Annotated in this window: 23 protein-coding genes and 1 tRNA gene; 17 read left to right on the forward strand and 7 right to left on the reverse strand. The window is 62.9% G+C overall.

From position 1 onward, the window contains the following. The first annotated feature begins 1 nt into the window (after position 1). The 10 genes from ACYQ26_RS15285 (at position 2) to dpsA (ending at position 6,578) form a co-directional block, all read left to right on the forward strand. Positions 2–394 carry a 30S ribosomal protein S8 gene (locus ACYQ26_RS15285; RefSeq protein ID WP_120244046.1) on the forward strand — a complete coding sequence of 131 codons (393 nt, stop codon included), beginning with the start codon at positions 2–4 and terminating at the stop codon, positions 392–394. A gap of 2 nt (positions 395–396) precedes the next feature. Further along, complete coding sequence (locus ACYQ26_RS15290; RefSeq protein WP_459809756.1) at positions 397–930, forward strand: 50S ribosomal protein L6; 534 nt, start codon at positions 397–399, stop codon at positions 928–930. A 3-nt stretch (positions 931–933) separates the two neighbouring features. Further along, positions 934–1,656 carry a 50S ribosomal protein L32e gene (locus tag ACYQ26_RS15295; RefSeq protein WP_459809757.1) on the forward strand — a complete coding sequence of 241 codons (723 nt, stop codon included), beginning with the start codon at positions 934–936 and terminating at the stop codon, positions 1,654–1,656. Further along, positions 1,649–2,098, forward strand: a complete 450-nt coding sequence (locus tag ACYQ26_RS15300; protein WP_459809758.1) for a 50S ribosomal protein L19e — start codon at positions 1,649–1,651, stop codon at positions 2,096–2,098. The genes ACYQ26_RS15295 and ACYQ26_RS15300 overlap by 8 nt, the downstream gene beginning before the upstream one ends. Beyond that, on the forward strand, positions 2,098–2,646 hold the full coding sequence (locus ACYQ26_RS15305; RefSeq protein ID WP_459809759.1) for a 50S ribosomal protein L18: 549 nt from the start codon (positions 2,098–2,100) through the stop codon (positions 2,644–2,646). The genes ACYQ26_RS15300 and ACYQ26_RS15305 overlap by 1 nt, the downstream gene beginning before the upstream one ends. Next, positions 2,643–3,311: a 30S ribosomal protein S5 gene (locus tag ACYQ26_RS15310; RefSeq protein WP_459809760.1), complete on the forward strand. Its 669-nt coding sequence runs from the start codon at positions 2,643–2,645 to the stop codon at positions 3,309–3,311. The genes ACYQ26_RS15305 and ACYQ26_RS15310 overlap by 4 nt, the downstream gene beginning before the upstream one ends. Next, on the forward strand, positions 3,311–3,778 hold the full coding sequence (locus ACYQ26_RS15315; RefSeq protein WP_459809761.1) for a 50S ribosomal protein L30: 468 nt from the start codon (positions 3,311–3,313) through the stop codon (positions 3,776–3,778). Before ACYQ26_RS15310 ends, ACYQ26_RS15315 begins: the two co-directional genes overlap by 1 nt. 2 nt (positions 3,779–3,780) lie before the next feature. Then, complete coding sequence (locus ACYQ26_RS15320; RefSeq protein WP_459809762.1) at positions 3,781–4,290, forward strand: uL15m family ribosomal protein; 510 nt, start codon at positions 3,781–3,783, stop codon at positions 4,288–4,290. Between the two features lie 2 nt (positions 4,291–4,292). Beyond that, positions 4,293–5,753, forward strand: coding sequence for a preprotein translocase subunit SecY (gene secY / locus ACYQ26_RS15325; protein WP_459809763.1), 1,461 nt, complete (start codon positions 4,293–4,295; stop codon positions 5,751–5,753). 279 nt (positions 5,754–6,032) lie between these two features. Further along, the gene (dpsA, locus tag ACYQ26_RS15330; protein ID WP_459809764.1) at positions 6,033–6,578 is read left to right on the forward strand and encodes a DNA starvation/stationary phase protection protein DpsA; all 546 of its coding nucleotides are present in this window, start codon (positions 6,033–6,035) and stop codon (positions 6,576–6,578) included. 629 nt (positions 6,579–7,207) lie between these two features. Here dpsA and ACYQ26_RS15335 read toward each other — a convergent pair. Beyond that, positions 7,208–7,471 (reverse strand): cytochrome C oxidase subunit IV family protein, encoded by a 264-nt coding sequence (locus tag ACYQ26_RS15335; RefSeq protein WP_459809765.1) that lies wholly within the window; start codon positions 7,469–7,471, stop codon positions 7,208–7,210. Between the two features lie 165 nt (positions 7,472–7,636). On the opposite strand from ACYQ26_RS15335, the gene ACYQ26_RS15340 reads away from it, so the two are divergent. Then, a complete protein-coding gene (locus ACYQ26_RS15340; protein WP_459809766.1) occupies positions 7,637–9,346 on the forward strand; it encodes a S8 family serine peptidase in 1,710 nt (569 codons plus the stop codon). 424 nt (positions 9,347–9,770) lie between these two features. Here ACYQ26_RS15340 and ACYQ26_RS15345 read toward each other — a convergent pair whose 3' ends face one another. From ACYQ26_RS15345 to ACYQ26_RS15355, 3 genes are all read right to left on the reverse strand, one after another. Beyond that, on the reverse strand, positions 9,771–12,254 hold the full coding sequence (locus ACYQ26_RS15345; protein WP_459809767.1) for a cbb3-type cytochrome c oxidase subunit I: 2,484 nt from the start codon (positions 12,252–12,254) through the stop codon (positions 9,771–9,773). Beyond that, positions 12,251–13,336 carry a cytochrome c oxidase subunit II gene (gene coxB / locus ACYQ26_RS15350; RefSeq protein ID WP_459809768.1) on the reverse strand — a complete coding sequence of 362 codons (1,086 nt, stop codon included), beginning with the start codon at positions 13,334–13,336 and terminating at the stop codon, positions 12,251–12,253. Before coxB ends, ACYQ26_RS15345 begins: the two co-directional genes overlap by 4 nt. Positions 13,337–13,749: 413 nt before the next feature. Further along, positions 13,750–14,226: a DUF7975 family protein gene (locus tag ACYQ26_RS15355; RefSeq protein WP_459809769.1), complete on the reverse strand. Its 477-nt coding sequence runs from the start codon at positions 14,224–14,226 to the stop codon at positions 13,750–13,752. Between the two features lie 59 nt (positions 14,227–14,285). Here ACYQ26_RS15355 and ACYQ26_RS15360 point away from each other — a divergent pair, with 59 nt between their 5' ends. Beyond that, positions 14,286–14,921, forward strand: coding sequence for an adenylate kinase (locus ACYQ26_RS15360; protein ID WP_459809770.1), 636 nt, complete (start codon positions 14,286–14,288; stop codon positions 14,919–14,921). A 7-nt stretch (positions 14,922–14,928) separates the two neighbouring features. Here ACYQ26_RS15360 and ACYQ26_RS15365 read toward each other — a convergent pair whose 3' ends face one another. Both ACYQ26_RS15365 and ACYQ26_RS15370 read right to left on the reverse strand, forming a co-directional pair. Next, entirely contained in the window at positions 14,929–16,455 is a 1,527-nt protein-coding gene (locus ACYQ26_RS15365) for a DUF7289 family protein (protein ID WP_459809771.1), read from the reverse strand. A gap of 279 nt (positions 16,456–16,734) precedes the next feature. Then, entirely contained in the window at positions 16,735–19,125 is a 2,391-nt protein-coding gene (locus ACYQ26_RS15370; protein WP_459809772.1) for a vWA domain-containing protein, read from the reverse strand. Between the two features lie 189 nt (positions 19,126–19,314). Between ACYQ26_RS15370 and ACYQ26_RS15375 the strand changes: the two genes are divergently transcribed. The 4 genes from ACYQ26_RS15375 (at position 19,315) to ACYQ26_RS15390 (ending at position 22,073) form a co-directional block, all read left to right on the forward strand. Beyond that, positions 19,315–20,262, forward strand: a complete 948-nt coding sequence (locus tag ACYQ26_RS15375) for a DUF106 domain-containing protein (RefSeq protein ID WP_459809773.1) — start codon at positions 19,315–19,317, stop codon at positions 20,260–20,262. A 135-nt stretch (positions 20,263–20,397) separates the two neighbouring features. Further along, complete coding sequence (gene cmk / locus ACYQ26_RS15380) at positions 20,398–20,976, forward strand: (d)CMP kinase (RefSeq protein ID WP_459809774.1); 579 nt, start codon at positions 20,398–20,400, stop codon at positions 20,974–20,976. Next, positions 20,973–21,887 (forward strand): RNA-guided pseudouridylation complex pseudouridine synthase subunit Cbf5, encoded by a 915-nt coding sequence (locus ACYQ26_RS15385; protein ID WP_459809775.1) that lies wholly within the window; start codon positions 20,973–20,975, stop codon positions 21,885–21,887. The genes cmk and ACYQ26_RS15385 overlap by 4 nt, the downstream gene beginning before the upstream one ends. Before the next feature lie 115 nt (positions 21,888–22,002). Next, positions 22,003–22,073: transfer RNA gene (locus ACYQ26_RS15390), tRNA-Pro, on the forward strand. Positions 22,074–22,427: 354 nt separating this feature from the next. Here the strand turns inward: ACYQ26_RS15390 and ACYQ26_RS15395 are convergent. Beyond that, entirely contained in the window at positions 22,428–22,940 is a 513-nt protein-coding gene (locus ACYQ26_RS15395; RefSeq protein ID WP_459809776.1) for a type IV pilin domain-containing protein, read from the reverse strand. A gap of 1,268 nt (positions 22,941–24,208) precedes the next feature. Between ACYQ26_RS15395 and ACYQ26_RS15400 the strand changes: the two genes are divergently transcribed. Beyond that, the gene (locus tag ACYQ26_RS15400) at positions 24,209–24,469 is read left to right on the forward strand and encodes a hypothetical protein (protein ID WP_459809777.1); all 261 of its coding nucleotides are present in this window, start codon (positions 24,209–24,211) and stop codon (positions 24,467–24,469) included. Positions 24,470–24,535: the final 66 nt, after the last annotated feature.

The raw sequence follows: 24,535 nt of genomic DNA on the forward strand, positions 1-24,535 counted from the left end.
CATGACCGGGAACGATCCACTCAGCAACGCGCTTTCGGGCATCGACAACGCCGAAAGCGTGGGGCATCTGACCCACGAGGTAACGCCCGCCTCGAACGAGATCGGCAGCGTGCTCGAGGTCTTCTACGACCGCGGGTACATCGACGGCTTCGAGTACGTCGACGACGGCAAAGCCGGTCGGTTCGAGGTCGAACTGAAAGGAGCGATCAACGAGTGCGGCCCCGTCAAGCCCCGCTACAGCGCCGGCGCCGACGAGTTCGAGAAGTGGGAGAAGCGATTCCTCCCCGCTCGAGACTTCGGCGCGCTCGTCGTCACGACGAGCAGCGGCATCATGAGCCACTACGAGGCTCGCGAGCAGGGCATTGGGGGCCAGGTGATCGCATACGTCTACTAACCATGCGAGTCGAACTGGAAATCCCTGACAACGTAACCGTCGAGATCGACCACCTCGACGTGACCGTCGACGGACCGGAAGGCAGCGTCACCCGCCGCCTCTGGTACCCCGACGTGAGCGTCGACGTGGAAGACGACAGCGTGGTGATCGAAAGCGAGTCCGAGGACGCGAAGACGAACGCGACCGTCGGCACTTTCGAGAGCCACATCGAGAACGCGTTCCACGGCGTGACCGAGGGCTGGGAGTACGAGATGGAGGTCTTCTACTCCCACTTCCCGATGCAGGTCCGCGTGGAGGGCGACGACGTCGTCATCGAGAACTTCCTCGGCGAAAAGGCACCGCGACGTACGACTATCCACGGTGATACTGAGGTTACCGTCGACGACGAGCAGCTCGTCCTCTCGGGTCCCGACAAGGAGGACGTCGGGCAGACGGCGGCCGACATCGAGCAGCTGACTCGCGTCAGCGGCAAGGACACCCGCGTCTTCCAGGACGGGGTCTACATCACCAACAAACCCGCCAAAGGAGGTGCCTGATAGATGGCAGCCGAAGACGACGAACCACAGGAACTCGAGGACATCAGCGGCGTCGGCGAGAGCAAGGCCGACGCGCTTCGCGAGGCCGGCTTCGAGTCCATCGAGGACGTCAAGGAAGCCGACCAGGACGAACTGGCCGAAGCCGAGGGCATCGGTAACGCGCTCGCGGCTCGCATCAAGGCCGACGTCGGCGACCTCGAGGTCACCGAAGAAACGGAGGCCGAGATCGAAGACGAAGGCGCCGAAGAAGCGGAAGAAGAGCTCGAAGAAGACGTCGAGACGGAGCTTCGCGCCCGCGGCCTGACCGAGAAGACCCCCGAGCTCTCCGAGGAGGAGGAGCGACTCCTCGAGCGCCGCAAGAGCGAGGGCAAGCCGCAGTTCAAGCGCCAGGACTACCACATGAAAAAGCGGACGCCCGAATCGTGGCGCCGCCCCCGCGGCGGGCTCTCGAAGCAGCGCAAGGGCATCAAGGGCAAGGGCCCGAAGGTCCAGGCCGGCTTCCGCACGCCCGAAGCCGTTCGCGGAAAGCACCCGAGCGGCTTCGAGGAGGTCTACGTCGAGAACGTCGACGACCTCGAGGGCGTCGACGGCGACCGCGAAGCCGTTCGCATCGCCTCCTCGGTCGGCGCGCGCAAGCGCGAGCGGATCGAGGAAGTGGCCGAGGACGAGGGCATCCGCGTCCTGAACCCGACCTACGAAGAAGTCGAGGTGGAAGCCAATGACTGATCTCTCCGCACAGAAGCGACTGGCCGCCGACGTTCTGGACGTCGGCGAGAACCGCGTCTGGCTCGACCCCGACGCCCAGGCCGACATCGCCGAGGCCATCACGCGCGACGAGATCCGCGAACTCGTCGACGAGGGCCACATTCAGGCCGAAGACGCCAAGGGCAACTCCCGCGGCCGCGCCCGCGAGCGCAACGAAAAGCGCTCCTACGGCCACCAGAAGGGCCCGGGCAAGCGCCGCGGCAAGAAGGGCGCACGCCAGAACGAGAAGGAAGAGTGGGAAAGCAAGATCCGCGCACAGCGCCGGAAACTGCGCGAACTCCGCGACAAGGGCGAACTGACGCCCACGCAGTACCGCGAGCTCTACAAGAAGGCTGGCGGTGGCGAGTTCCGCAGCGTCCGGTACCTGTTGAACTACATCGACGACAACTACGGTGACCAATAATGGCGACAGGACCACGATACAAAGTGCCGATGCGGCGTCGCCGTGAGGTCCGGACGGACTACCACCAGAGGTTGCGCCTGCTGAAGTCGGGTAAGCCCCGACTCGTCGCTCGAAAGAGCAACAAGCACACCACGGCGCAGCTGATCACTCCCGGACCTCAGGGAGACGAGACGCTCGCGAGCGCACACTCGAGCGACCTAGAGGAGTACGGTTGGGAAGCACCCACGAGCAACATTTCCGCGGCGTACCTGACCGGCCTGCTGGCCGGCCAGCGCGCCGTCGAGGCCGGCCTCGAGGAAGCGGTCCTCGACATCGGCCTCAACACCGCGACGCCCGGCAACAAGGTGTTCGCGGTCCAGGAAGGCGCGATCGACGCGGGCCTCGAGATTCCGCACAACGACGAGGTCCTCGCGGACTGGTCGCGCACGCGCGGCGAGCACATCGCCGAGTACGCCGAACAGCTCGACGAGCCGCTGTACAGCGGCGAGTTCGACGCGACGGAACTTCCTGAACACTTCGACGAGGTACGAGAGGCGATCCTAGAATGAGCGCAAACGACTACAACGACGACGGCTGGGAACCCGTCACCCGTCTCGGCCGGATGGTCCAGGAGGGCGAAATCGACACGATGGAGGACGCCCTCAACTCGGGCCTCCCGCTGAAGGAGCCCGAGATCGTCGACCAGCTCCTCCCCGGACTGGACGACGAAGTGCTGGACATCAACATGGTCCAGCGAATGACCGACTCCGGACGACGCGTCAAGTTCCGCTGCGTCGTCGCCGTCGGGAACCGCGACGGCTACGTCGGCTACGCGGAAGGCCGAGACGATCAGGTCGGGTCCGCCATCCAGAAGGCGATCGGCATCGCGAAGCTGAACATGATCAAGGTCCCCCGCGGCTCCGGGTCGTGGGAGGACCGCTCGGACCGGCCCCACTCCCTGACCCGACGCACGAAGGGGAAGGCCGGCTCCGTCGAGGTCGAGGTCATCCCCGCCCCCGAAGGGCTGGGACTTGCCGCCAGCGACACCGTCCACGCGGTGCTCGAGCTGGCCGGCATCGAGAACGCCTGGACCAAGAGCCACGGCAACACCCGAACCACGGTCAACCTGGCGAAGGCGACGTTCAACGCGCTGGAGAACGCGTCCCAGTCGCGTCACCCGCAGCGCCGTTCGGGTGCGAACCGAGACCGAGACGAAGCCGAGGTGACTGAGTAATGAAGGCAGTCGTCCAGGTTCGCGGCGAGGTGAACCGCCAGCAGGACGTCCAGGACACCCTGGAGATGCTGAACATCCACAGCGTCAACCACTGCGCGCTCGTCCCCGAGACGGACACCTACACGGGGATGGTCGACAAGGTCAACGACTACGTCGCCCACGGCGAACCGAGCGCCGAGGTGCTCGCGACCGTGCTCGCGAAGCGCGCCGAGCCCCTCGAGGGCGACCAGTCCGACGTCGACGCCGAGTGGCTCGACGAGAACACCGAGTACGGCGACTTCGAGGCGCTGGCCGAGGCGCTGCTGGCCGAGGAGACGACGCTGCGCGAGCAGGGGCTGTCCCCGACGCTTCGTCTGCACCCGCCCCGCGGGGGTCACGACGGCATCAAGAAGCCGACCGCCGAGGGCGGCCAACTCGGAAAGCATACAACGGACGAAATCAACGACCTGTTAGAATCGATGCGATAACCATGACGAGTAAAAAACGACGCCAACGCGGTTCACGAACGCACGGCGGCGGCTCTCACAAGAACCGACGCGGTGCGGGCCACCGCGGCGGCCGCGGCCGCGCCGGGCGCAGCAAGCACGAGTTCCACAACTACGAACCGAAGGGCAAGCACGGCTTCAAGCGCCCCCAGGACATCCGCGAGGAGGTCGCCGAAATCGACGTCCAGAAGCTCGACGAGGATGCGATCCTCTACGCGGCCGAGGGCGTCGCCGAGGAGACCGACGACGGCTACGCGATCGACGCCCGCGACGTCGTCGAGGACGGCCACGAGGTCGACACCGTGAAGGTCCTTGGCTCCGGGCAGGTCCGCAACGCCCTCGAGGTCACGGCCGACGCCTTCTCGGACGCGGCCGAGGAGAAGCTCGCGGACGCCGGCGGCGAGGCAGTGCTCTCGGATCGAGCGCAGGAACGGGACGAAGCAGACGCTGAATCCGAGGCCGACGCCGACGAAACCGAACAGAGCGAGGACTAACGATGGGATGGAAGGAAGCCGCTGAACCGGTCCTAACGCGGATGCCCGCCGTCCAGCGTCCGGAGGGGCACGTCCCCTTCAAGCGGAAGCTGGCGTGGACGGCCGGCATTCTCGTGTTGTACTTCTTCCTGACGAACGTCACGCTGCTCGGTCTGCAGGGCGAGGGTAACGACCTCTTCAGTCAGTTCCGCGCGATTCTCGCGGGCTCGCAGGGGTCGGTACTGCAGGTCGGTATTGGACCGATCGTCACGGCGAGCATCGTCTTGCAGTTGCTCGGCGGTGCGAACCTGCTCGGCCTCGACACCGACGATCCGCGGGATCAGGTCCTCTATCAGGGCCTCCAGAAGTTGCTCGTCGTCGTGATGGTGACACTCACTGGGCTCCCGATGGTGTTCGCCAGCGGCTTCCTGCCAGCCCAGCCGTCGCTGTCGATCGGCGGCCTCCAGTTCGGTCAGACGCAGGTCCAGCTGCTGATGTTCGCCCAGATCTTCGCTGGCGGTATCCTCCTCCTCTACATGGACGAGGTCGTCAGCAAGTGGGGCGTCGGGAGCGGGATCGGCCTGTTCATTATCGCCGGCGTGAGCCAGCGACTCGTGGCCGGGTTGATCCAGCCCGCACAGGGCGGGTTCTTCTACAACTGGTACATGATCCTCACGGGCGAGATGGAAGTCGGCTCCGTCGTCTCGGCCGAGGGCCTCTCGACGCTGCTGATGAATGACGGCGGGATGATCATCCCGCTGTTGACGACGCTGCTGATCTTCGGAATCGTCGTCTATGCGGAGTCCGTGCGTGTCGAGATCCCGCTCAGTCACGCCCGCGTGAAGGGAGCTCGCGGTCGCTTCCCGGTGAAGCTCATCTACGCGAGCGTCCTGCCGATGATCCTCGTCCGCGCGCTGCAGGCCAACATCCAGATGCTGGGCCAGATCCTGAACAGCCAGTGGGCCGGGATGCCCGCCTGGCTCGGCCAGTACACCGACGGGCAAGCGGTCGGCGGGTTCTTCTACTACCTCGCCCCGATCTACTCGCCCCGAGATTGGATGTGGTGGACCGGCGCTGTCACCCAGGAAGCGTGGCAGGTGCTGATCCGCATCTCCGTCGACCTCACCTTCATGATCGTCGGCGGCGCGGTCTTCGCCGTCTTCTGGGTCGAGACGACGAACATGGGTCCGGAGGCCACCGCCAAGCAGATTCAAAACTCCGGGATGCAGATCCCCGGCTTCCGGCAGAACGTCGGCGTCATCGAGAAGGTCATGGAGCGGTACATTCCGCAAGTGACCGTCATCGGCGGCGCCTTGGTCGGTCTGCTGGCCGTCTGGGCGAACATGCTCGGCACCATCGGCTCGGTCAGCGGCACGGGCCTGCTGCTGGCCGTCTCCATCACCTACAAGCTCTACGAGGAGATCGCGGAAGAGCAGATGATGGAGATGCACCCGATGATGCGCCAGATGTTCGGCAAGGAGTAACGACCATCCGGCCGTTCTCCGTTATTTTTCGACGGACGAGACACGTCTGTTCGGTCTGACCGACCTCGCGACGGAAAGTGGTCGCAGCGACGGTCAGCGAGTTTCTGCGGTTCCAGTAGCGCGAATTCGATCGGTACTTTCGTCCCGTCTAGTGGAATACTGCCACATCCGTTTTTAGAAGTAGAATCGAATTACAGGTTTAGTTAAACTAGTTTAGGCTATCCAAAAAGTGTATGACTTCTGAAGGTTATAAGGCGGTCGAGAGCGTACGACCATGCGATGAGTTCCCAAGAAACAGTACGTCAACAGGCCGGCACCGTCGAGGAAAATCAGCTCCGGCTCGATCAGGACAAATCCGAGCAGATCGTCGAGGCGCTGAACACGGAACTGGCGAATTCCTACGTGCTGTACCACCAGCTCAAGAAGCACCACTGGGTCGTCGAAGGCGCCGAGTTCCTGCCGCTCCACGAGTTCCTCGAGGAGGCGTACGAGCACGTCGAGGAGGGGGCCGACGAGATCGCGGAGCGCGCCCAGGCGCTGGGCGGCGTCCCCGTTTCGGGCCCGTCGAACCTCGAGGAACGTGCTACTGTCGAGTTCGAGGGCGAGGACGTCTACGACGTCCGCACCATGTTCGAGAACGACCTCGAGATGTACGGTGACATCATCGAGTCGATGCGCGACAGCATCGAACTCGCCGAGAACCTCGGCGACCCTGCGACCGGCGAAATGCTGCGCGAGATCCTCGTCCACCTCGAGGAGGACGGCCACCACTTCGAACACTACCTCGAAGACGATACCCTCGTCCTCGAGAGCGCCACTCACTGAACGGGCGATCTGAGTGGCACTCGAACGAGGCCGTCGGGAGCCCGATACGGGCGAGCACCGTCAAGAGTAGGGTATCACCGCGGCGAACCCGCTCCGGGTCGACGCGCCGACGCCTCGAACGTCGACCGCGCGGGATCGTTCACCCTGTTCTCCCCGTTTCGCAAGCACTACTGAACGGCTGCCGGTGCCGAGCACGAGGCGGTCGCTGGCTTCCTCACGGAACGCTCGACGATGTTCCGGATCGAACGCCTACAAGCGCGTGCGCGATATCAACGACGACATCGCCTTGGCGGACCGCTCGGCGATATGGCGATGATCGAACTCCTGGCCGCCATCTCAAGACGCTGGAAACGGACGCGCGTCCCCGTCGGTCCCTCGTCGACGAGACTACGTTCGTCGTGAACGACGCGATCAGGTGAATCGCCTCGGAGAACAACTCCCCATCGGTGGCCTTCTTCGCTGTATACCGTCCCCGCCGATGCTCGGGACTGCGGTCACGGCAGCAGATACTCGAGAGACGGGTCGAATCGAAAACGGTGGCCGACGCGATGACTGTTCGAAATCGGGGGCAGCGGTCGTCCGGGGTTCGCGGAGTCGGGCCGGAATCCGGAATCGACCGCGAATCGCGATTACTGGATGGAGTACCCGGCCGCGATGGTCAGCAGGAACACCATGAACACGGCGGTTCCCATCATGTAGGTGATCGCGCGCGGTTCCTCGACGAGGTGCTGGTAGTAGCCGGCGATCAGCAGGGACTTCGTAACGATGAGGACCATCGTGCCGGCCATCGCCATTCCGTACGTGAAGAAGTCGAAGTGGAAGAACACGAACTTCCCTGTCGCCAGTGCCACCAGCGCGACGTAGATGAGGGTGTACGTTCGGATGTCAGCCATTAGTGTGCATTGAGGCTGACGACCACTTATACCTTCCTCATATCGTCGTTCCGGCGTCGAGCGAACGTGCCGCGGGCCCGGTACTCCTCGGCGACGGCCGGCCCGACCGAAACCGGTTCGATACTGCGAACTTCTTTATTGCGTGCCTGTCTGGTGGAGACTACTGTGACTTCGCGTCGCGCGTGTCCGGGACGGTCGCGGCTGGTTCCGATCGTCGTCTGTCTGCTGCTCCTCTCTGCGGGGCCGATCGCAGCGGGTGCGGCGGCAGTGACGGCGGCCGACGCCGAGCCGTCGACGGACGACGAGATTCGGATCGACGACGACCTGCCGGCGAACGGAACCACCGTCGAGGTGATCGTCAGACTCGAGGACCCGCCGACGACTGACGCAGCCGTCGCTGCGGACCCCGATACCGAGGCCGACGTCGACGTCGAGCGCCTCGAGGAACACGCCGAGGAGACCCAAGAACCGGTCCTCGAGTACGCGTCCGATACGCCGGGGATCACCGTCGCCGAGGAGTTCTGGGTGACCAACGCCGTGTTGCTGGAGGTAAACCTCCGGCGGGTCGACCTCGAGACCTTCGAGCGGTTTGAGACCGTCGAAGCGGTTCACGGGAACTTCGAGGTTCCCGCTCCGGACCCGCCCGCGGCGCCGACCGCGCTGAACGGAACGCCGACCGCGAGCGCGGCGAACAGCGCCGCCGGAGCGACGGGTGCTCGCAGGTCGGCCGTGACGCCCGCGATCGCCGCGATCGACGTTCCCGCGGTCTGGAACGCCTACGGAACGCGCGGTGCGGGCGTTCGCGTCGCCGTCCTCGATACCGGGATCGAACCCTCCCATCCCGATCTCGAGTTGTACACCGAGGACCCGACGGATCCGACCTATCCCGGCGGCTGGGCGGAGTTCGACGACACCGGCCAGCGGGTGGCGAACTCGACGCCCCACGATACCGGCGTTCACGGGACCCACGTCAGCGGCACCGTGGCCGGCGGCGACGCGACCGGAACGGGGATCGGCGTCGCGCCCGACGCCGACCTCATGCACGGGCTCGTCATGAACGAGACGAGCGGGACGTTCGCCCAGATCCTCGCGGGCATGGAGTGGGCGCTCGCGGAAGACGCGGACGTCATAACCATGAGCCTCGGGACGACGGGGACGTACCCGCAGTTCATCGAGCCGATTCGGAACGCGAACCTGAGCGGCGTGATCGTCGTCGGCGCGGTCGGGAACGAAGGTCCGGGAACCTCGGGATCCCCGGGGAACGTCTACGAGACGGTCGCCGTCGGCGCCGTGGACGCCGAGGGGGCGGTCGCATCGTTCTCAGGCGGCGAGCGACTCAACCGGACCGACTGGGCGGCGGCCCCGTCCGACTGGCCGGCCGCGTACGCCGTGCCCGACGTCGTCGCCCCCGGAGTCGACATCGCGAGCGCCATGCCGGACGGCGGCTACGCGCGCATGCCTGGGACGTCGATGGCCGCCCCCCACGTCGCCGGCACCGCTGCCCTCTTGCGGTCGATCGATCCCGACGCGACGCCGGCCGACCTCTCGAGCGCGCTGACCGAGACGGCTCGGTACCCGGTCGACGAGGGCGAGTCAGCCGCGAAAACGCGGTACGGTGCCGGGATCGTCGACGCCGACGCCGCTGCGGACGCGCTCGTCGCCCGTACCGGCGACGCCGAGTCGTCGATGGAGTCCGGCTCGAACGCAAACTCCGATCGGTCGGCTGAGGGCGGCGCAGACGCCGATAGTGCGACCGGCGACGCGTCCGGCGTCGGATGGGGGGTTCGGGTCGCAACGATCGGACTGGCGGCGGCTCTCGCGATCTACGCCGCCGCGGCGCCGTCCGGGCCCGGTGGCTGGCGACGCGAGCGGTAGTCGTCGGTCGCGTCCGGGTTTCGGTTCACGTCACGTGCGGATGAGGCGGACTGCTATTCTCTCTCCGCAGTGCGTTCGTCGAATCCGAGTCGGACTCGTCGGCGACGACCGTCGAGAGCGTCTCTCGACGGGTGCCGACTCGTCGCGACGCTTCGCTCGCCGAGATGGGCGATGGGTACCGATCCCCCGGAAATCGTTTCCCGTCTCGAGCGTCCGCAACGGGCTCGCGGCGCCGTGAACGCGTATGCGGCGTTCGCCGACGATCAGCGACCGACGATCAGCGACCGACGATCAGCGGCCGACGATCAGTGACCGAGGACTCCGCGTCGACCGATCCGAGTACTGACCGACCGTCGGCGCGGGAAAAACGAGTTCGCAATCGCGAATCGGAATTCGAACCGGCCCGCCTCGAGGCGGGTCGGCCTCAGAAGAGGTAGAACAGCGGGAACAGGAACACCCACACGATGTCGACGAAGTGCCAGTAGAGCCCGAAGTGCTCGACCGGCCGGTGATCCTCGAGGTAGGCGTCGACGCTGACGATCCGGTAGATCATGAACAGCGCGATGATCACGCCGAGGATCACGTGCAGGGCGTGCAGCCCGGTGGTCACGAAGTAGATCGAGTACTCGATGCCGGACCACCAGTAGTGGCCCGCGGTGAACTTCGCGTTGTACTCGTAGGCCTTGATCCCCATGAACACCAGCGCCAGCAACACCGTCGCGACCATCGAGGCGAGCATCTTGGTTTTGTCGCGGCGCTCGGCGTATGCAAGCGCCAGGATGACGGTAAAGCTCGAGGTCAGGAGCACGTAGGTGTTGATCAGCCCCGCCATGGTGATCGAGTCGAGGTGCCAGTTACCCCAGCCCATGTGCAGACGCATGAAGACGAACGCGCCGATCGCGCCGCCGAAGACGACCACGTCGGAGGCGAGGAACACCCAGATGCCCATCTTCATGTCGTCGACGCCGCCGAACGGCCAGCGTTCGGCGATCGCCATCTCGGGCGCGTTGAAGTCTTCGACGCCGAGCTTGAACAGCGAGACGCCCATGATCCCCAGTCCGAGGGCTATCAGCGCCGGGTAGACGACGGTCGGCTGGGCGCTCGTTCCGGCCAGGCCCTCGGGCGCGTGTTCGCCGACGCCTTCCGCGAACTGGACCACGTACGGCGTGAGTCCGGAGAGTCCGAGGAAGAACGTGAACGTCCCGAGCCCGATGCCGAACGGCCAGATGCTGGCGTGGTCGACGTGTTCCTCGTCGTGCGTCGCCGTCGACTGCGCGGCGGCGCTTTGCCCGTGAGCGACGCCGCCGTCGGTCGCCGCGGCCGAGTCATCGAGGAACTCGAGGCGGCCGCTGGCGTACGACGGCCGGCCGGGCCAGTTCTCCGCCGGCGGGGGCGAGGGGATCGCCCACTCGGCCGTGCGGGAGAACTTCCAGGGGTTGTCGGGCGCGTCGGGCCCCGAGAGCCAGCTCTTCCCGAGCGTGTAGAACATGATCAGGAAGGAGGCCCCGAGGACGAACGCGCCGACGGTCGCGATCTGGTGGTAGATCTGGAACCCGTCGGGGTAGTTGAAGACGCGGCGAGGCGTCTCCCAGGCGAGGAACAGCGGGAAGTACAGCAGGTTAAAGCCGATGAAGTAGACCGCGAAGTTGAGCTTTCCGAGCGTCTCGGAGTACATCTTCCCGGTCATCTTGGGCCACCAGTAGTAGAGCCCGCCGATGAGGGCCGTGACGCCCGAGACCATCACGTAGTGGAAGTGGGCGACGACCCAGTAGGTGCCGCGGAACTCGTAGTCGAGCACGACCGCTCCGAGGAAGACCCCGGTAATCCCGCCGAGGATAAAGAGGACGAGCGCGCCCATCGAGAACAGGAACGGCGTCGTGAACCGGACCCGTCCCTTGACCATCGTGTAGATCAGCGAGAAGACCATCAGGTCGAACGGCAGCGAGATCCCGATCGTCGTCGCCATCATCAGCGTCTTGATCTCGAGGTTGATGGTCGACAGGAACATGTGGTGCATCCAGACGAGGAACGACTGGACGGCCACGAGGACCATCGCGATGACGACCCACTTGCGGCCGACGAGCCGTCGACCCGTGAACGTCTGGAACGTCTCGAACATGACCCCCAGCGCGGGGAAGAAGACGATGTACACCTCGGGGTGACCGAAGAACCAGAACAGGTGCCCCCACAGGAGGCTCGAGCCCTGGTCGGTCGCGAAGTACTGCGTCAGGAAGGTTCGGTCGACGGCCAGCAGCAGGAGCGCGGCCAGCAGCGCCGCGAAGGCGAACAGCATCATCCAGACGGTCAGCAGCCACGACCAGGTGAACATCGGCATGTTCCAGAGGCCGAGCCCCTCCGCGCGCGAGCGGTGGATCGTCACGAGGAAGTTCACGGTCCCCATCGTGATCGAGATCGTGAACAGGACCAGCGCGAGGATCGTCGCGTTACCGCCGGTCGCGGCCTCCATCGCCGTCGTGTACGTCGGGACGTTCAGCGGCGCGTACAGCGTCCAGCCGCCGGCGAACGCCTGTCCCAGGAAATAAGAGAGGCTGAGGAGAACCCCCGAGAACAGGTAGAACCAGTAACTCATCGCGTTCAGCCGCGGGAACGCGAGGTCCTTCGCCCCGATCTGCAGCGGGACGAAGTAGTTCGCGAACCCGGTCGCGAACGGCGAGAGGAACCAGAACACCATCAGGAACCCGTGGGTCGTCACGGCCTGATTGAACTGGAGCCCGCTGAGGAGCCCGGTTCCGCCGGGCGCCCAGAGATGGGCGCGGAACAGCAGCGCCATGACCCCGCCGAACAGCAGGAAGAACAGCGACGTCGCGATGTACATCATCCCGACGTCCTTGTGGTTGGTCGTGACTAGCCACCGCTTGAGCGTAGTTTTCGGTGGAAGCTCACTCATTCGCCGTCACCTCCGTCGCTCGTTTCGTTAGTACCTGTCTGGTCATCGGTTGCGTTGTTGGCGTCGCTACCCGATCCGCCGCCGTCGGCCGACTCGTTGCCGCCGCTGCCGTCGCCGCCGTTGCCGCTACCGTCGCTCGCGTTCGGACTCTCGAGCGTGTACGTCTCCTCGACCGGTCCGGAGACGTCGATCGTCTCCTCGACCGGTTCGAACTGCCCGTCGGTCGGCGAGATCGTCAGATCGTACTGACCGCCCCGCTCGAGGGTGACGGTGATCGTCCCGTTGTCGAACTCCTCGGAGTCGGGGGTGAACGTGTGGCTGAGGTCCGCGTCGTACTCGCTGTTGTTCTGGTGCTCGAGCGTGACTTCGAAGCCCTCGGTGACCGGTGTCTCGTTGGCGTCCTCGAGGGTGATCGTCGCGGTCAGCTGCTCGTTCTTCCACTCCTCGTATGCCGACGGCTCGAGGACGGTCACGGGAGCGGTCATCCGCGAGTGTCCGGGACCGCACAGTTCGTAACACTTGGCGGTGTGGTTGCCGGGGTTGTCCGCCATGAACCAGGTTTCGTCGACCTCGCCGGGAATGGCGTCGGATTTCACCCGTAACTCGGGTATGCCGAACGTGTGCCAGACGTCGCGTGACGTCGTTTCGATCCAGATCGGCTGATCGGCCGGGACGACGAGCCCTTCGCCGAAGCTACCGGTTTCGATACCGTTGTCGTAGTAGAAGTCCCAGCCGAACGCGTAGCCTTCGACTTCGATCTCGATTGCTTCCTCCGGTTGGTCCGGCCCGTCCTCGACGTACAGCAACATCCCGTAGGTCCAGACGACCAGCGAGATGACGATGATGGCACTCAGGCCGAACGAGAGGAATAGTTTCTTGCCGCCCTTTCCGCCTGTCGGTAGTTCCCCGACGCTCGGCAGGTTCTCGTCGTCGCCGACCTCGCCGGTGTCTCGGTACTTGTACGCGTTGTACAGGATGTACGAGACCACGACGATGCCCACGAGCGTCCCGAGTCCGAGGAAGACCAGAAAGATCCCCTCGAACACGTCGACGCGCGTTGCCTGCTCCGGAATGAGCTGCATCGGGGGGAGTATTGCGCTGAAGATTGTGTTCACCTCTATTGAAGACCGGTTATATGTCGGACGATGGTTGCCGGGGGCACTTATCTATTTGGAAACTGCCCGACGCGCGGCGGCTCACCGGCACGTTACCGGCGAATCTGACCGACGATTTCCGTGCCCGTCGTTCACTCCTCTCCCATTCGTTGGATTGCGTCCCCTTCTTTCTGTCGCTTATTCGCCGATCGGATATCGACGTAGCAATGAATTCACGGCTCGGCTACACTCCTCAGTCGAACAGGTTCGGTTCGGCTCGAGAGAACCATACGTAGTTAGATAGTTCGCACCGATTCATACGGGGCAGTTGACCTCGCGCGCGCCACACGACAACATACCTGCAGCCTGTCGTCCCTCGACGGAAGGAGATCGGCGGCCCGCTACACTTCGACGACCCACACGCGAAATTCCTCCGGCAGCCCGTAGACGCGCTGGAACGTCGCGTCGATGAACTGGGCGATCCTGTTCTGGTCCGCTTTCGCGCTCACGCGGACGTTCACACCTTCGACCTCCTCCGGACGCGTCAACTCGTCCACCTTGAACGCCGGAAACTCGCTCAGCAGGTCCTTGAGCGCGTCCAGTTCGTCGTCCGTGCAATCGAGGTTGATCGTCCCGTCGCCGAACTGGATCCAGGGGACGCCGAGTTCGGGGTCGAGCCCGGAACTCGATTCGTCGCCTTCCTCGGCGTTGGCGACGCCCGGTTCGTCGCCTTCGCCGCCGGCCGCGGACTCGGACTCGAGGACGCTCGGATCGACCTCGAGCGTGAGAAAGCCGCTTCCGCGCTCGCGGTGTGCGGTGATGGCGTCGACGTACAGTTTTCGGCGCTCGGCCGGATCGGCTGCGTCGAATCGCGTCATACCAGTACGGATGTGCTCGTTTCTTTAAGCCTTTATGTGGTGGTCGTGAACGGTGGCATATGGCACAGCCACAACTCGTGATTATGGGCGCCCCCGGAGCGGGAAAGGGGACTCAGTGTGCGAAGATCACCGAGGAGTTCGACATCGATCACATCACCACCGGCGACGCGCTTCGCAACAACAAGGAGATGGACATCTCCGACATGGACACGGAGTACGACACGCCCGGCGAGTACATGGATCAGGGCGAACTCGTCCCCGACGAGGTCGTCAACGCCATCGTCGACGAGGCCCTCTCGCAGGCCGACGGCTTCGTGCTGGACGGCTACCCGCGTAACATGGAGCAGGCCGAGGAACTCGAGGGCATGACGGACCTCGATCTCGTGCTCTACCTCGACGTCAGCGAGGAGGAGCTCGTCCACCGGCTGACCGGGCGTCGACTCGACCCCGAGACCGACGAGATCTACCACGTCGACTACAACCCGCCGGAGGACCCCGAGGTCGAGGAACGGCTCGTCCAGCGCGAGGACGACACCGAGGAGACGGTCAAGGAACGGCTGCGCGTCTACCGGGAGAACACCGAACCCGTCATCGAACACTACGAAGAGGAGGGCCTGCTCGAGCGCGTCGACGGCGAGCAGAGCCCCGACGAGGTCTGGGAGGACGTGAAGGCAACGATCGAAGACGCGGCGTAGGCGGCACTTACCTCTCGCGGACGTCGACCGTGTGTTCGGCGATGTTGAGATACGTCAGCTGGGGCGGTAGCAGGCTCGGGTCCGGATAAATGCCCACGTCTTCGTTCTGGAGTTTGCTGTCGTACTCGAAGTCGATACTTCCCGCTCCACCCTGTATCTCGACCGACGAGGCGATTATCGATCCGTAGAAGTTCGGATTCGAGTGAATGCACACCTGCTTGTCGCACCCGTGTCGTTCCGTCCAGTCCTCGTTCGTTCCACCGGCGTAGATGACGCCCTCGAACCGCGACTTTCCGCCGGGACCGAAGTCGATCTCGGACTCGTCCGACGTGACTAGCTGGATCACCGTCGCGTCCTCGTTCGTGTAGCACCCTGACTCCGTGACGCAGGTGTTGCCGCCGTTCTCGGCGTCGTAGTCTCCGGTGAGATATACGCTCAACTCGTGGTCGTTCTCGTGCTCGCTGACCGTGATCGTCTCGTCGTTCGCGTTGATGTCGCCGTCGACGACGAGCGTCGCGTTCCCGTCCGACAGATCGAAATCGAGGTGGCCCGCCTCTTCGATTCCGTCGGCAACGTAGATTCCGTCCTCGAGGCTGTGGTTGTGTTCGTCGACTGTACCGAGACGCGTGATTTCGGTTCCCTCGAAGGTGTCTTTCGGTTCCCGCGTCGCGTTGACCAGTCGATCGACTTCCTCGTTGAGCGGTGGATACGCGACTTTCTGCGTGAGGTTGTCGTCGATATCCGCACCGCCCTGCATTTCGAAGTCGGTCGCGTAGATCGCGCCGGTTTTGAACGCGTCCGAGACCTCCTGATAGCCGAACTCCGCGGTCACCGTTCCCGTCTGGTCGTCGTGCACCTCGACGTTTCTGACCGTCGTCGCACCGCCCTGCTCCTCGAAGAAACGCTCCCAGCCGCGGTAGTACTTGCTCGTCACTTCGATCGTCACCGTATCGTTTTCGACGAGACTGCTACCGCCGAGCGGATCCGTTTCGTAGTGCTCCACGACGACGTCTCCGGACCCGAGCCGCGTTTCGTCGCGGACCTCTGTAATCGGGAACGACAGCGTTTCGGATTGGACGTCGTACTCGATCGGCGGCGCAGAGACGATCCGTGTCTGGTTTCCGGTTTCCCTGAAGACGCCGCCCGCCTGATAGGCGATCGTCGTCCCGTCGTCGTCCTGGTACTCGATCGCCCCGATCGAGACGCTCTTGTTGACGTCGCCGCCCGTAATCGAGATCTGCCCGGTATCGGTCATCACGACTGCCCCGTCCTGATCCGTCTCGAGGTTCAGCGACCGCGAGCTATCGCCCGCGGACGAGGCGGTCAACATCTCCTGACTGAGCTCGACGAATCCGCTTTCGATTCGCTCGTGTTCGGACTGGCGCTGGACACTCGTGAGACTCTCGTCGGCGACGAGGACCATGCTACTGCCGACGACCGCGACCATTCCGATCAGCAGTATCAGTCCAAGTAGCGTAGATTCTGCCCGACCTGATGAAACGGCAACGGATCTTCCATCGCGACGCCAACTCATGGCCGTCTCGAGGCAAACGAATGGGATAACGTCCTCGTCCGATCAAACGATTCAGAACCGTTTAGATCCGTTCACGGGAATCATTCTCTTTCCGGTGAGATAACGGAACAACCACCAGTGACGCTAAACCCCCGCCACGTCGCAGAATGAACTGTTTGAACGATAGGGACGCCCGATCTGCAGTCGACCAATCGAACGTCGGCTTGGACTGCCGTCGGATACCTAACAGCGATCAATACGGAGGGGACAGCGTTCGAATCAGTCGATCGACAGCCGTCGTTACCCGTTTCCGATCGTCACTGCCTGCTCTCGCACGGAGACGGCGTACTCCCGCGGCGATGTCGCCGAGATGTCGTCGAAGGCAACCTCGAACGATTTCGGCGACGATGCCGTCACGTCTGCGGCGAGTTTGTCGAAGATGTCCGTAAGGTCCCCAGCGTTATCGACGTGGCTGTAGTTGCCACCCGTCTTGTTTGCGATTTCCTTCAGCAGGGATTCGTCCACGTTACTGCCCAGTCCGACAGTGTAGATCGTGATGTCTTTGTTAGCTGCCTCTCTGGCTTCGTCTTTCGTCTCCTGATCGAGCACATGTTTACTTTTTCCACTAACGTCGTTCTTGCCGTCAGTCAGCAGGATCATGACCTTCTTTTTCGACGCCGAGTTACTATCGTACAGCGAACGCCCCTTTTCAATCCCGGCAGCCATATACGTTCCACCGCCTGCGTTTGCCTCGAGTGACTGATTAACCGCATTGAAGTTTGAATCTAATCCGGGACCGTGGAGGCGGTCTGCGTCCGTATCGAATTCGACTGCCCCCGCTCGGTCCGTCGAATTCAATTGGCCGATAAAGTTCCTGGTGGCGTCCACACGGAGACCATGGGGGTCGCTTCCACTACACCCAAAGAACCAATGACACCCCCCCATCGAACCGGATCGGTCTAGTACGAACACAACGTCGATTGGCGGACGAGTCTCCGAATATTGTACCCTGACGTCCCTGTTCTGCTTGGGAATCGGGATATCAGTTCGCAGCGTTTTATCGAAGTGTATCTCAACGTTGTTCCCGATATTGGCTTGGCCGCCGACGACTGCACCGTAGACCTCAGCGTTACTCTTAACGTGGAGATCGGACGACGGCGCGTAAACGACGCCCTGGAATTTGCCCTTTAGATCGACGTCTGCGTTGCTCGTCCCGTAGATCCAGAGGTTGTCCGCTTGGTCGCCGCTGACAGTGACGTCTTCCGCGGTGATATCCCCGGAAACGTAGAACGTCACGCGGCCACTGCCGACGACGTTGACGGTATCGAGCTCGAGATCGCCGTCGACGGCGACCCTGACGTCTCCGTCGGTCGTATCGATCGTATTGATGGTATCGACGGTTCCACTGCTGTAGTAAAAGCCGTCTTCGGACGGGTTACTCGTAAGCGTCCCCGGCACACCTCTCGTCGTATTCTCGTACTCGTCTACGAGCGTGTGCGCACGATCGACGTGTTGGTCGATGTCGTCGATCCCGTCGAACGAGTCCGCCATTTTCGCCCCGAAGACGGACGGGGGCGTCGTGCCGGTTACGTTGTACACTTCGGTTCCGTTCACCACGTCGATCCGCCGCCCGTCCGGATTCGTCGCGAACGCGATACTCGACGTCGTTGTCCCGGCCGAACCGGAGAGTCGACCGTTAACGACGGGGACGCCAGTAACGTTTGCACCCGGGAGTGAGAGATCGCCGTCGGTTACGAACAGATCCTCGGTGTGGCTACCGGGCGTCCAGCCGACGCTCCCGTTGTACCGATCGACCGTCATCGACTTGGCGAAGAGGTGGTCGTCGCCGACGTAGAGGCCGCCGTATATCGTCGGCGTAATTCCGACGTGCGTCGTGAACCCGTCTTCCCCTTCGATCGGCGCGATGACGGTCACCGCGTTCGCGGACTCGTCGTGACAGACCGTCGCCGAATTGACGTGGCCGTTCGTTCCACAATTGGCTCCGCTCGAGGCATCGAACTCGTCCTTCAAAAACCGCGCCCAGCCGTTATGGTAGGGGGTGTCCGACACGGTAATATTGATGTGGTTGACGAATCCGATGTCCTGTGTCAGATCCCCGTGCTGACTGCTCGGTACTGGTCGGCTGGAAACGCGGTTTTCACCGCCCTCGATATTGCCTCCGAGATTCGTCACGTCGAGTTCGACTATGCCGGTGTTGTTCGGCCGTTCGTGGTATTTGATGTTCGGCCTCGAGACGAGTTTCGTGTTCTCTCCCTGCCCCTGCCACACTCCGCCCGCCTGATGCGCAAATAGATTGCCGGATTCGTCCTCGTACTTGAGCGTACCCAGGTCGATGGTTGCGTTCTTTTCGGCGTAACTATTGACGGCGGTCACCGTAATTTGTCCCTCGGTAGCGATCTCGTACTCGCCTTCCTCCCGGAGATAGACGGCGCCGCTCGTGCCGTTGTCGATCATCGCCGTCTGAAGGTCCTTGTCGAACTGCTGCATCATCTGCTCGCTCTGCTCGGCGGATATCTGCATCTCGGTCGAATCGATCGCAACCGACCCGATTCCGAAAACGAGGACTGCACCGATAGCGACCAGGCCGAACAGCAGTATAATCCCCACCTGTGGACTTACCCCTCGGTCTCTCGACCTGCTCGCCGCCCGCACCCTCCCGGTTTGATTCATTTGTCGTCAACCAGTTAACAGTCATATTATAAATATTTGGAGGCAATCCCCTCGCAAATACGCCGCACGATCCGAAATAATGCCCGCAGGTCGTCACTAAACCCGGCGAGTACGGTCGAGATACCGGACGCTTCGAGCGAGCCACCGAAGAAAAACACTTGTATACCTCACGTACCCTAGCACACTCAGATGACGCGTACAGCCGAGAAAGTCAACGACCTCGTCCGCGAGGACGCCTCGATGGAAGCGGCTCTCGAGGCGATTCGCGAGCGGGCCGACGAGAACGGGGGCGAGGTTCAATGGGCCGACGTCAGCGACGAGTTGACGAGCGGACAGTGGGGCCGGCTGATCGAGAAGGGCGTACTGGTCGACGGCGACGAAGGGTTCGAAATCGCCGATCGAGCGGCCTTCGACGAGGCGCTCGACGGTGACGGCGACGTCGCCGGCGCCGATGTCGACGTCGATGCGGAACAATCCAAGTGGTCGCAATGGGACAAGATGGCCGGCGTCGCGTCCCTGCTGTTGATGTTCGGGTACTGGTTCAACCCCGTTCGGAACACGGTCGGCAGCACGATCGATATCGTGCTCGCACCGCTGGACGCCGCGTTGCCGTTTTACGCCGTGATCATGTCCGTCGCCCTGCTGACCGGTCTGTACTCGACGCTGCTGCAGGCCAACCTGATGAACCCCGAAGTGATGGCCAAGTACCAGAAGCGGATGAAGGCCATGCAGGAGAAGATGCAGGACGTCCAGGATCGCAAGGAGAAGGCCGAGGAACGCGGCGCCAGCGACGCCGAAATCGAACGGCTCGAGAACGAACTCGAGGAGGTCCGCGAGGAGCAGATGGAGGCGATGTCGGACAACCTCGGGATGTTCAAAGAGCAGTTCCGGCCGATGGTCTGGATCATGCTGTTGACGATCCCGCTATTCCTCTGGATGTACTGGAAGATCCTCGACGGCCACGTCACCGAGGCCGAGATGACGATGATCATGCCGATCGCGGGCGAAGTCTCGTTCAACGAGTCGCTGCTCGGGCCGATGTGGTCGTGGATCGTCTGGTACTTCCTCTGCTCGATGGGCTTTACCCAGCTGCTTCGCAAGTCGCTGAACATCGATATGACGCCGTCGACGGCCTGATCGGACCGATCGACCGCCGATCAGGTCCTCGCCGTCGGATTCGACCGCAACTGCGGCCCGCTTCGATTTTGCCGCGGTCAGCCCACCGCTCGAGGGATTCAAAACCCATTTTACCCGGCACCTCGGAGGTCGAATATGTTGCTCACCGTCTCTGGCCCGCCGGGAAGCGGGAAGAGCACGACTGCGGAGTTGCTCGCTGACGCGTTCGATCTCGACCACGTGAGCGGCGGTGACATCTTCCGCGAACTGGCCGAGGAACGCGGTTACACGCCGCTGGAGTTCAACAAACTCGCCGAGGAGAACGACCAGATCGATCGCGACCTCGATCGCCGCCTGCGCGAGATCGCCCGCGAGGAAGACGACCTCGTCCTCGAGTCGCGACTCGCCGGCTGGCTGGCGGCCGAACAGGCCGACTTCCGGTTCTGGCTCGACGCGCCGGCCCGCGTTCGCGGCGAGCGGATCGCCGAACGGGAGGACAAAGACCCCGAGCGCGCGACCGAGGAGACGAAGGCCCGCGAGGCCAGCGAGGCCCAGCGCTATCGGGAGTATTACGGCATCGACATCCGAGATCTGACGATCTACGACCTCTCGGTGAACACGGCCCGATGGGATCCCGACGCGGTGCTGGACATGCTCGTGACCGCCGTCGAGGAGTACGATCCTGCGGGCGACGAAGGGAAGGCCCACATCGATCTCGACTACGAGTTCGAATGACCCCCTCGCTACGCGGACCGCCCGAGGAACGCTCGCCGGTCGAACTGCTCACGTTCGGCGTCGTCAACCTCGACAAGCCGCCAGGGCCGTCCTCCCACCAGGTGAGCGGCTGGCTCCGCGACGCCGTCGCCGAAACCCTCGCCGAGCGGGGCGTCGACGCGACCATCGACCGCGCCGCTCACGCGGGCACGCTCGATCCGAAGGTCACCGGCTGCCTGCCGATCATGCTCGGCGACGCGACCCGGCTCGCGCAGGTCTTCCTCGAGGGTCCAAAGGAGTACGTCGCCGTCCTCGAGTGTCACGGCTCGCTCCCGGCCGACGCCGAGTCGGTCGTCGCGGAGTTCGAGGGGCCGATCTACCAGAAGCCCCCGCGCAAGAGCGCCGTCGCGCGGCGGCTCCGCGTGCGCGAGATCTACGACCTCGAGGTGCTCGAGCGAAACGAGGCGGACCGTCAGCTGTTGCTGCGGATCCGCTGCGAGAGCGGCACCTACGTCCGGAAGCTCTGCCACGACCTCGGGCTGGCGCTCGGGACGGGCGGACACATGGGCCACCTGCGGCGGACGGCGACGACCCCGTTCGACGATCGAGACCTGTACTCCGCCTACGAATTCCTGGACGCGCTTGCGTTCTGGCTCGAGGACGACGACCCCGAACTGCTGTCCGAAATCGTCGATCCGGCCGAACGCATTCTGGAAGATATTCCGCGCGTCGTGATCCCCGAAAGCGCCGCCCGCGAGGTAGCCAACGGCGCGCCGGTCTACGAGCCGGGCGTGCTCGAGGTCGACGGTGATGTGAGTGCCGGTGATCTCGTTGCCTGTTACACGCCGAACGGCGCCGCTGTCTGTCTCGGCGAGTTCGTCGCTGATGACGGTCGGGACGTGGCGGTCGATCTCGAGCGCGTGCTCGTCTGAGGGTTCTCGAGGAATTCGTGACTCGGTGCCGGCCCAACGAGACGGGGTGGAACACGGTCACGAGGCGGCGACGAAACGACACGCTTAAACGATAGACGGCCTTCGGATAAGATGCGGGACCGTGGGGTAGTGGTATCCTCTGCGGATGGGGTCCGTAGGACCCGAGTTCAATTCTCGGCGGTCCCACTTCACATTCTCTAAGTGTCCAACTCTTAGATGCTCATCCCTCTGAGCCCGCCGAAAATCAAATTCTCGGTTTCGGTATATTACCACATAGCGGACAGTCTATTCAGGGTGGTCGGCGTGACGGTCGCACCGTGACGGTTGACTGGCCAGTTGACGTGTCTCCACTGGGATCCAAGACGAGCGCCACTACGAGGTTCAACAGAACCATTCCAGTGACGATGGCCGCCTGCTCCTAGCTGAACTCATCAATCGCGTGCGGCGGTCAGTTCATACTCGCGTGCAACGCTCGGGGACACGCATCAAAAATAGGCCAGACAATTTAATGTGGAAATCCGAAACGGAGTAGCTCCGTTGTTAGTTGACTTCGACGTCCGACGTAATTGTCTGGTCAGCTATTGTTGAGCTACTTTCCCCGTCACTCCATGTAATCACCACTTCATCACCTTCTGCAAGCGCGACATCTCCGCTACTCCCACCACTTGCGTCAATCTTAACGGTGACGGTGTCGCTAGCCGTTAGTTGGGAACTTGAAGTAGTCATACTGAAGTCACTACTACTGAAGTCACCGGAAGTAGTAACTGAGAGGTCCAGATTATCTGCCTCAACAGGGTCGCCATTGTTATGTGTAAAGGTGACAATAGTCTCGCCGCTGCTCGCAGATACACTACCTTCAACCTCAGAATCAAAGACAGTGTTCGGAGCTTCGGGGCCGCCCATGTTACTTCCAAGATCCATCACGAAGGTAGCGATCACAGCGGCCAAAATTACAGTAATAGCTACCATGAGTATAACTCCGATAACGGGAGATACAGCGCGTTCATCCTCCGATCCGACCAGTTTGTCACGGATTTGTGTTCCGTCTATCATATTATCCCACGCCGTGAACGGTCGGAAGGATTATGCGAGGTGGTCTGGAACCACCGACTGCGCGGGGGATTGGAGCACCCATCCCGTCGCACCCTTCCTGCCGTCCCGCTTGGCGCTGATAACTACCAGTGGAAGCGGGGTATATATAATTTCCCGATAGTGTATCTGATCGAACGAAAATACAGTCAGATACACTTTCAAGTGTGATAATTAGACGGTCGTAGAACGCCTACAGTACCGCCTTGAAGGAACGCCCTCGTGCGGTCTCAAATAGGTCTCTCGAGTTCCAAGCTATTTGACACCGGGCCGATCGCTGCCGTCGATGTCCGACTATAGGGAATGAACCCCGAACGAATCTCTCGCGCGCACTCACGAGGAGCAGAGTTCCCGACACATTCGAAATCGGAGAACGTGCAGGTGCTACTGCGGTGAACCTACGTCCGGGCACGACACGAGCCGCGACACGTCCGACAGCCACTCAGTTAACCGAAGGAACTTCGATTTCAGATCGAAACCAGTAACTCCCGATCTCGGCGAACGCTGATTGCGACGGTCGCATGGCCACGGCGGCAGACCCTGCCGTGCCGGTTCTCGAGGCGCGGACTCAACCGTCGTCGGTCGATTCATCGAGGTCGTCAGTGCTGACCCGGGTGAACGACGTACCGCCGCACTGACACCCGTCTCGAGAACCGAGCGGGATGATTCGACCGGACTCGGTCTCGGTCGCTGCGTATACGGTCCCACACTCGTCGCACGCGGCGAAAAAATCGTCGTTGCCCGGTGTCATGTATCGGCGTTTGGTACTTAATACGGAAACCAAATTATATAGGTCTAGGGTAACCGGAACCGGCTCTCCGCGGACGATTTGCCGTACGATCGGTTTCGCATGTCCGATTCACGGCGACGTTCCGGGTTTGAGCAGGTGCGACTGACGTCGGCGCACGACGTCTCGAGGCTCGAGCGAGTCCCTCGCGATGACTCGCCCGCGGCTACGAATTAGTGCCTCCGGAATCGCCATGGAGTTTCCATTCATCGTCCTAAATCGAACGCCTTGGTATAAAGATTCAAGCCGCTACTGTCGCGTATACTCCGATAGCACTGATGAACGTCCCGTCTATCGGATCGGATATCAACACGCATAATCGGATAGCACGGGGCGAGTGCGAGCGGCATCAAGTCTGCAGACGGTCGGTTCACCCGTCGGACCCGATCGTCGCTGAGGGGGGACGACTCGAAGCGACTGCCGATGCGAGGGGAACGCCCGGGGTATGATACGGCAACTCGACGACTACCTATCGCCGGCCGTCACCAGGACGACGCTGTACCGCGTTGTCCGCCTCGGCCTGCGGGTGTACGTCGTCGCGTTGCTCCTCGCAGGGGGTTACAGCCTCCTCTGGCTCGCCGAGTTCGCCGGCGTCGTCCCCGAGACGCTGGTGTCGGCGATCTGGATCGCCATCGCCGTCATGGGATCGCTCTTTCTGGTCCTGCTGTTTCCGCTCTTTTACGTCTCACAGCCGCGTGACCGCTGAGTCGTCCGGTCGTCGATAGCGGCGGCCGGAGCCGAAGGTCGTCGCTATCGAGCGCTTTATCGCCCT

Source organism: Halopiger thermotolerans (genome assembly GCF_054654555.1).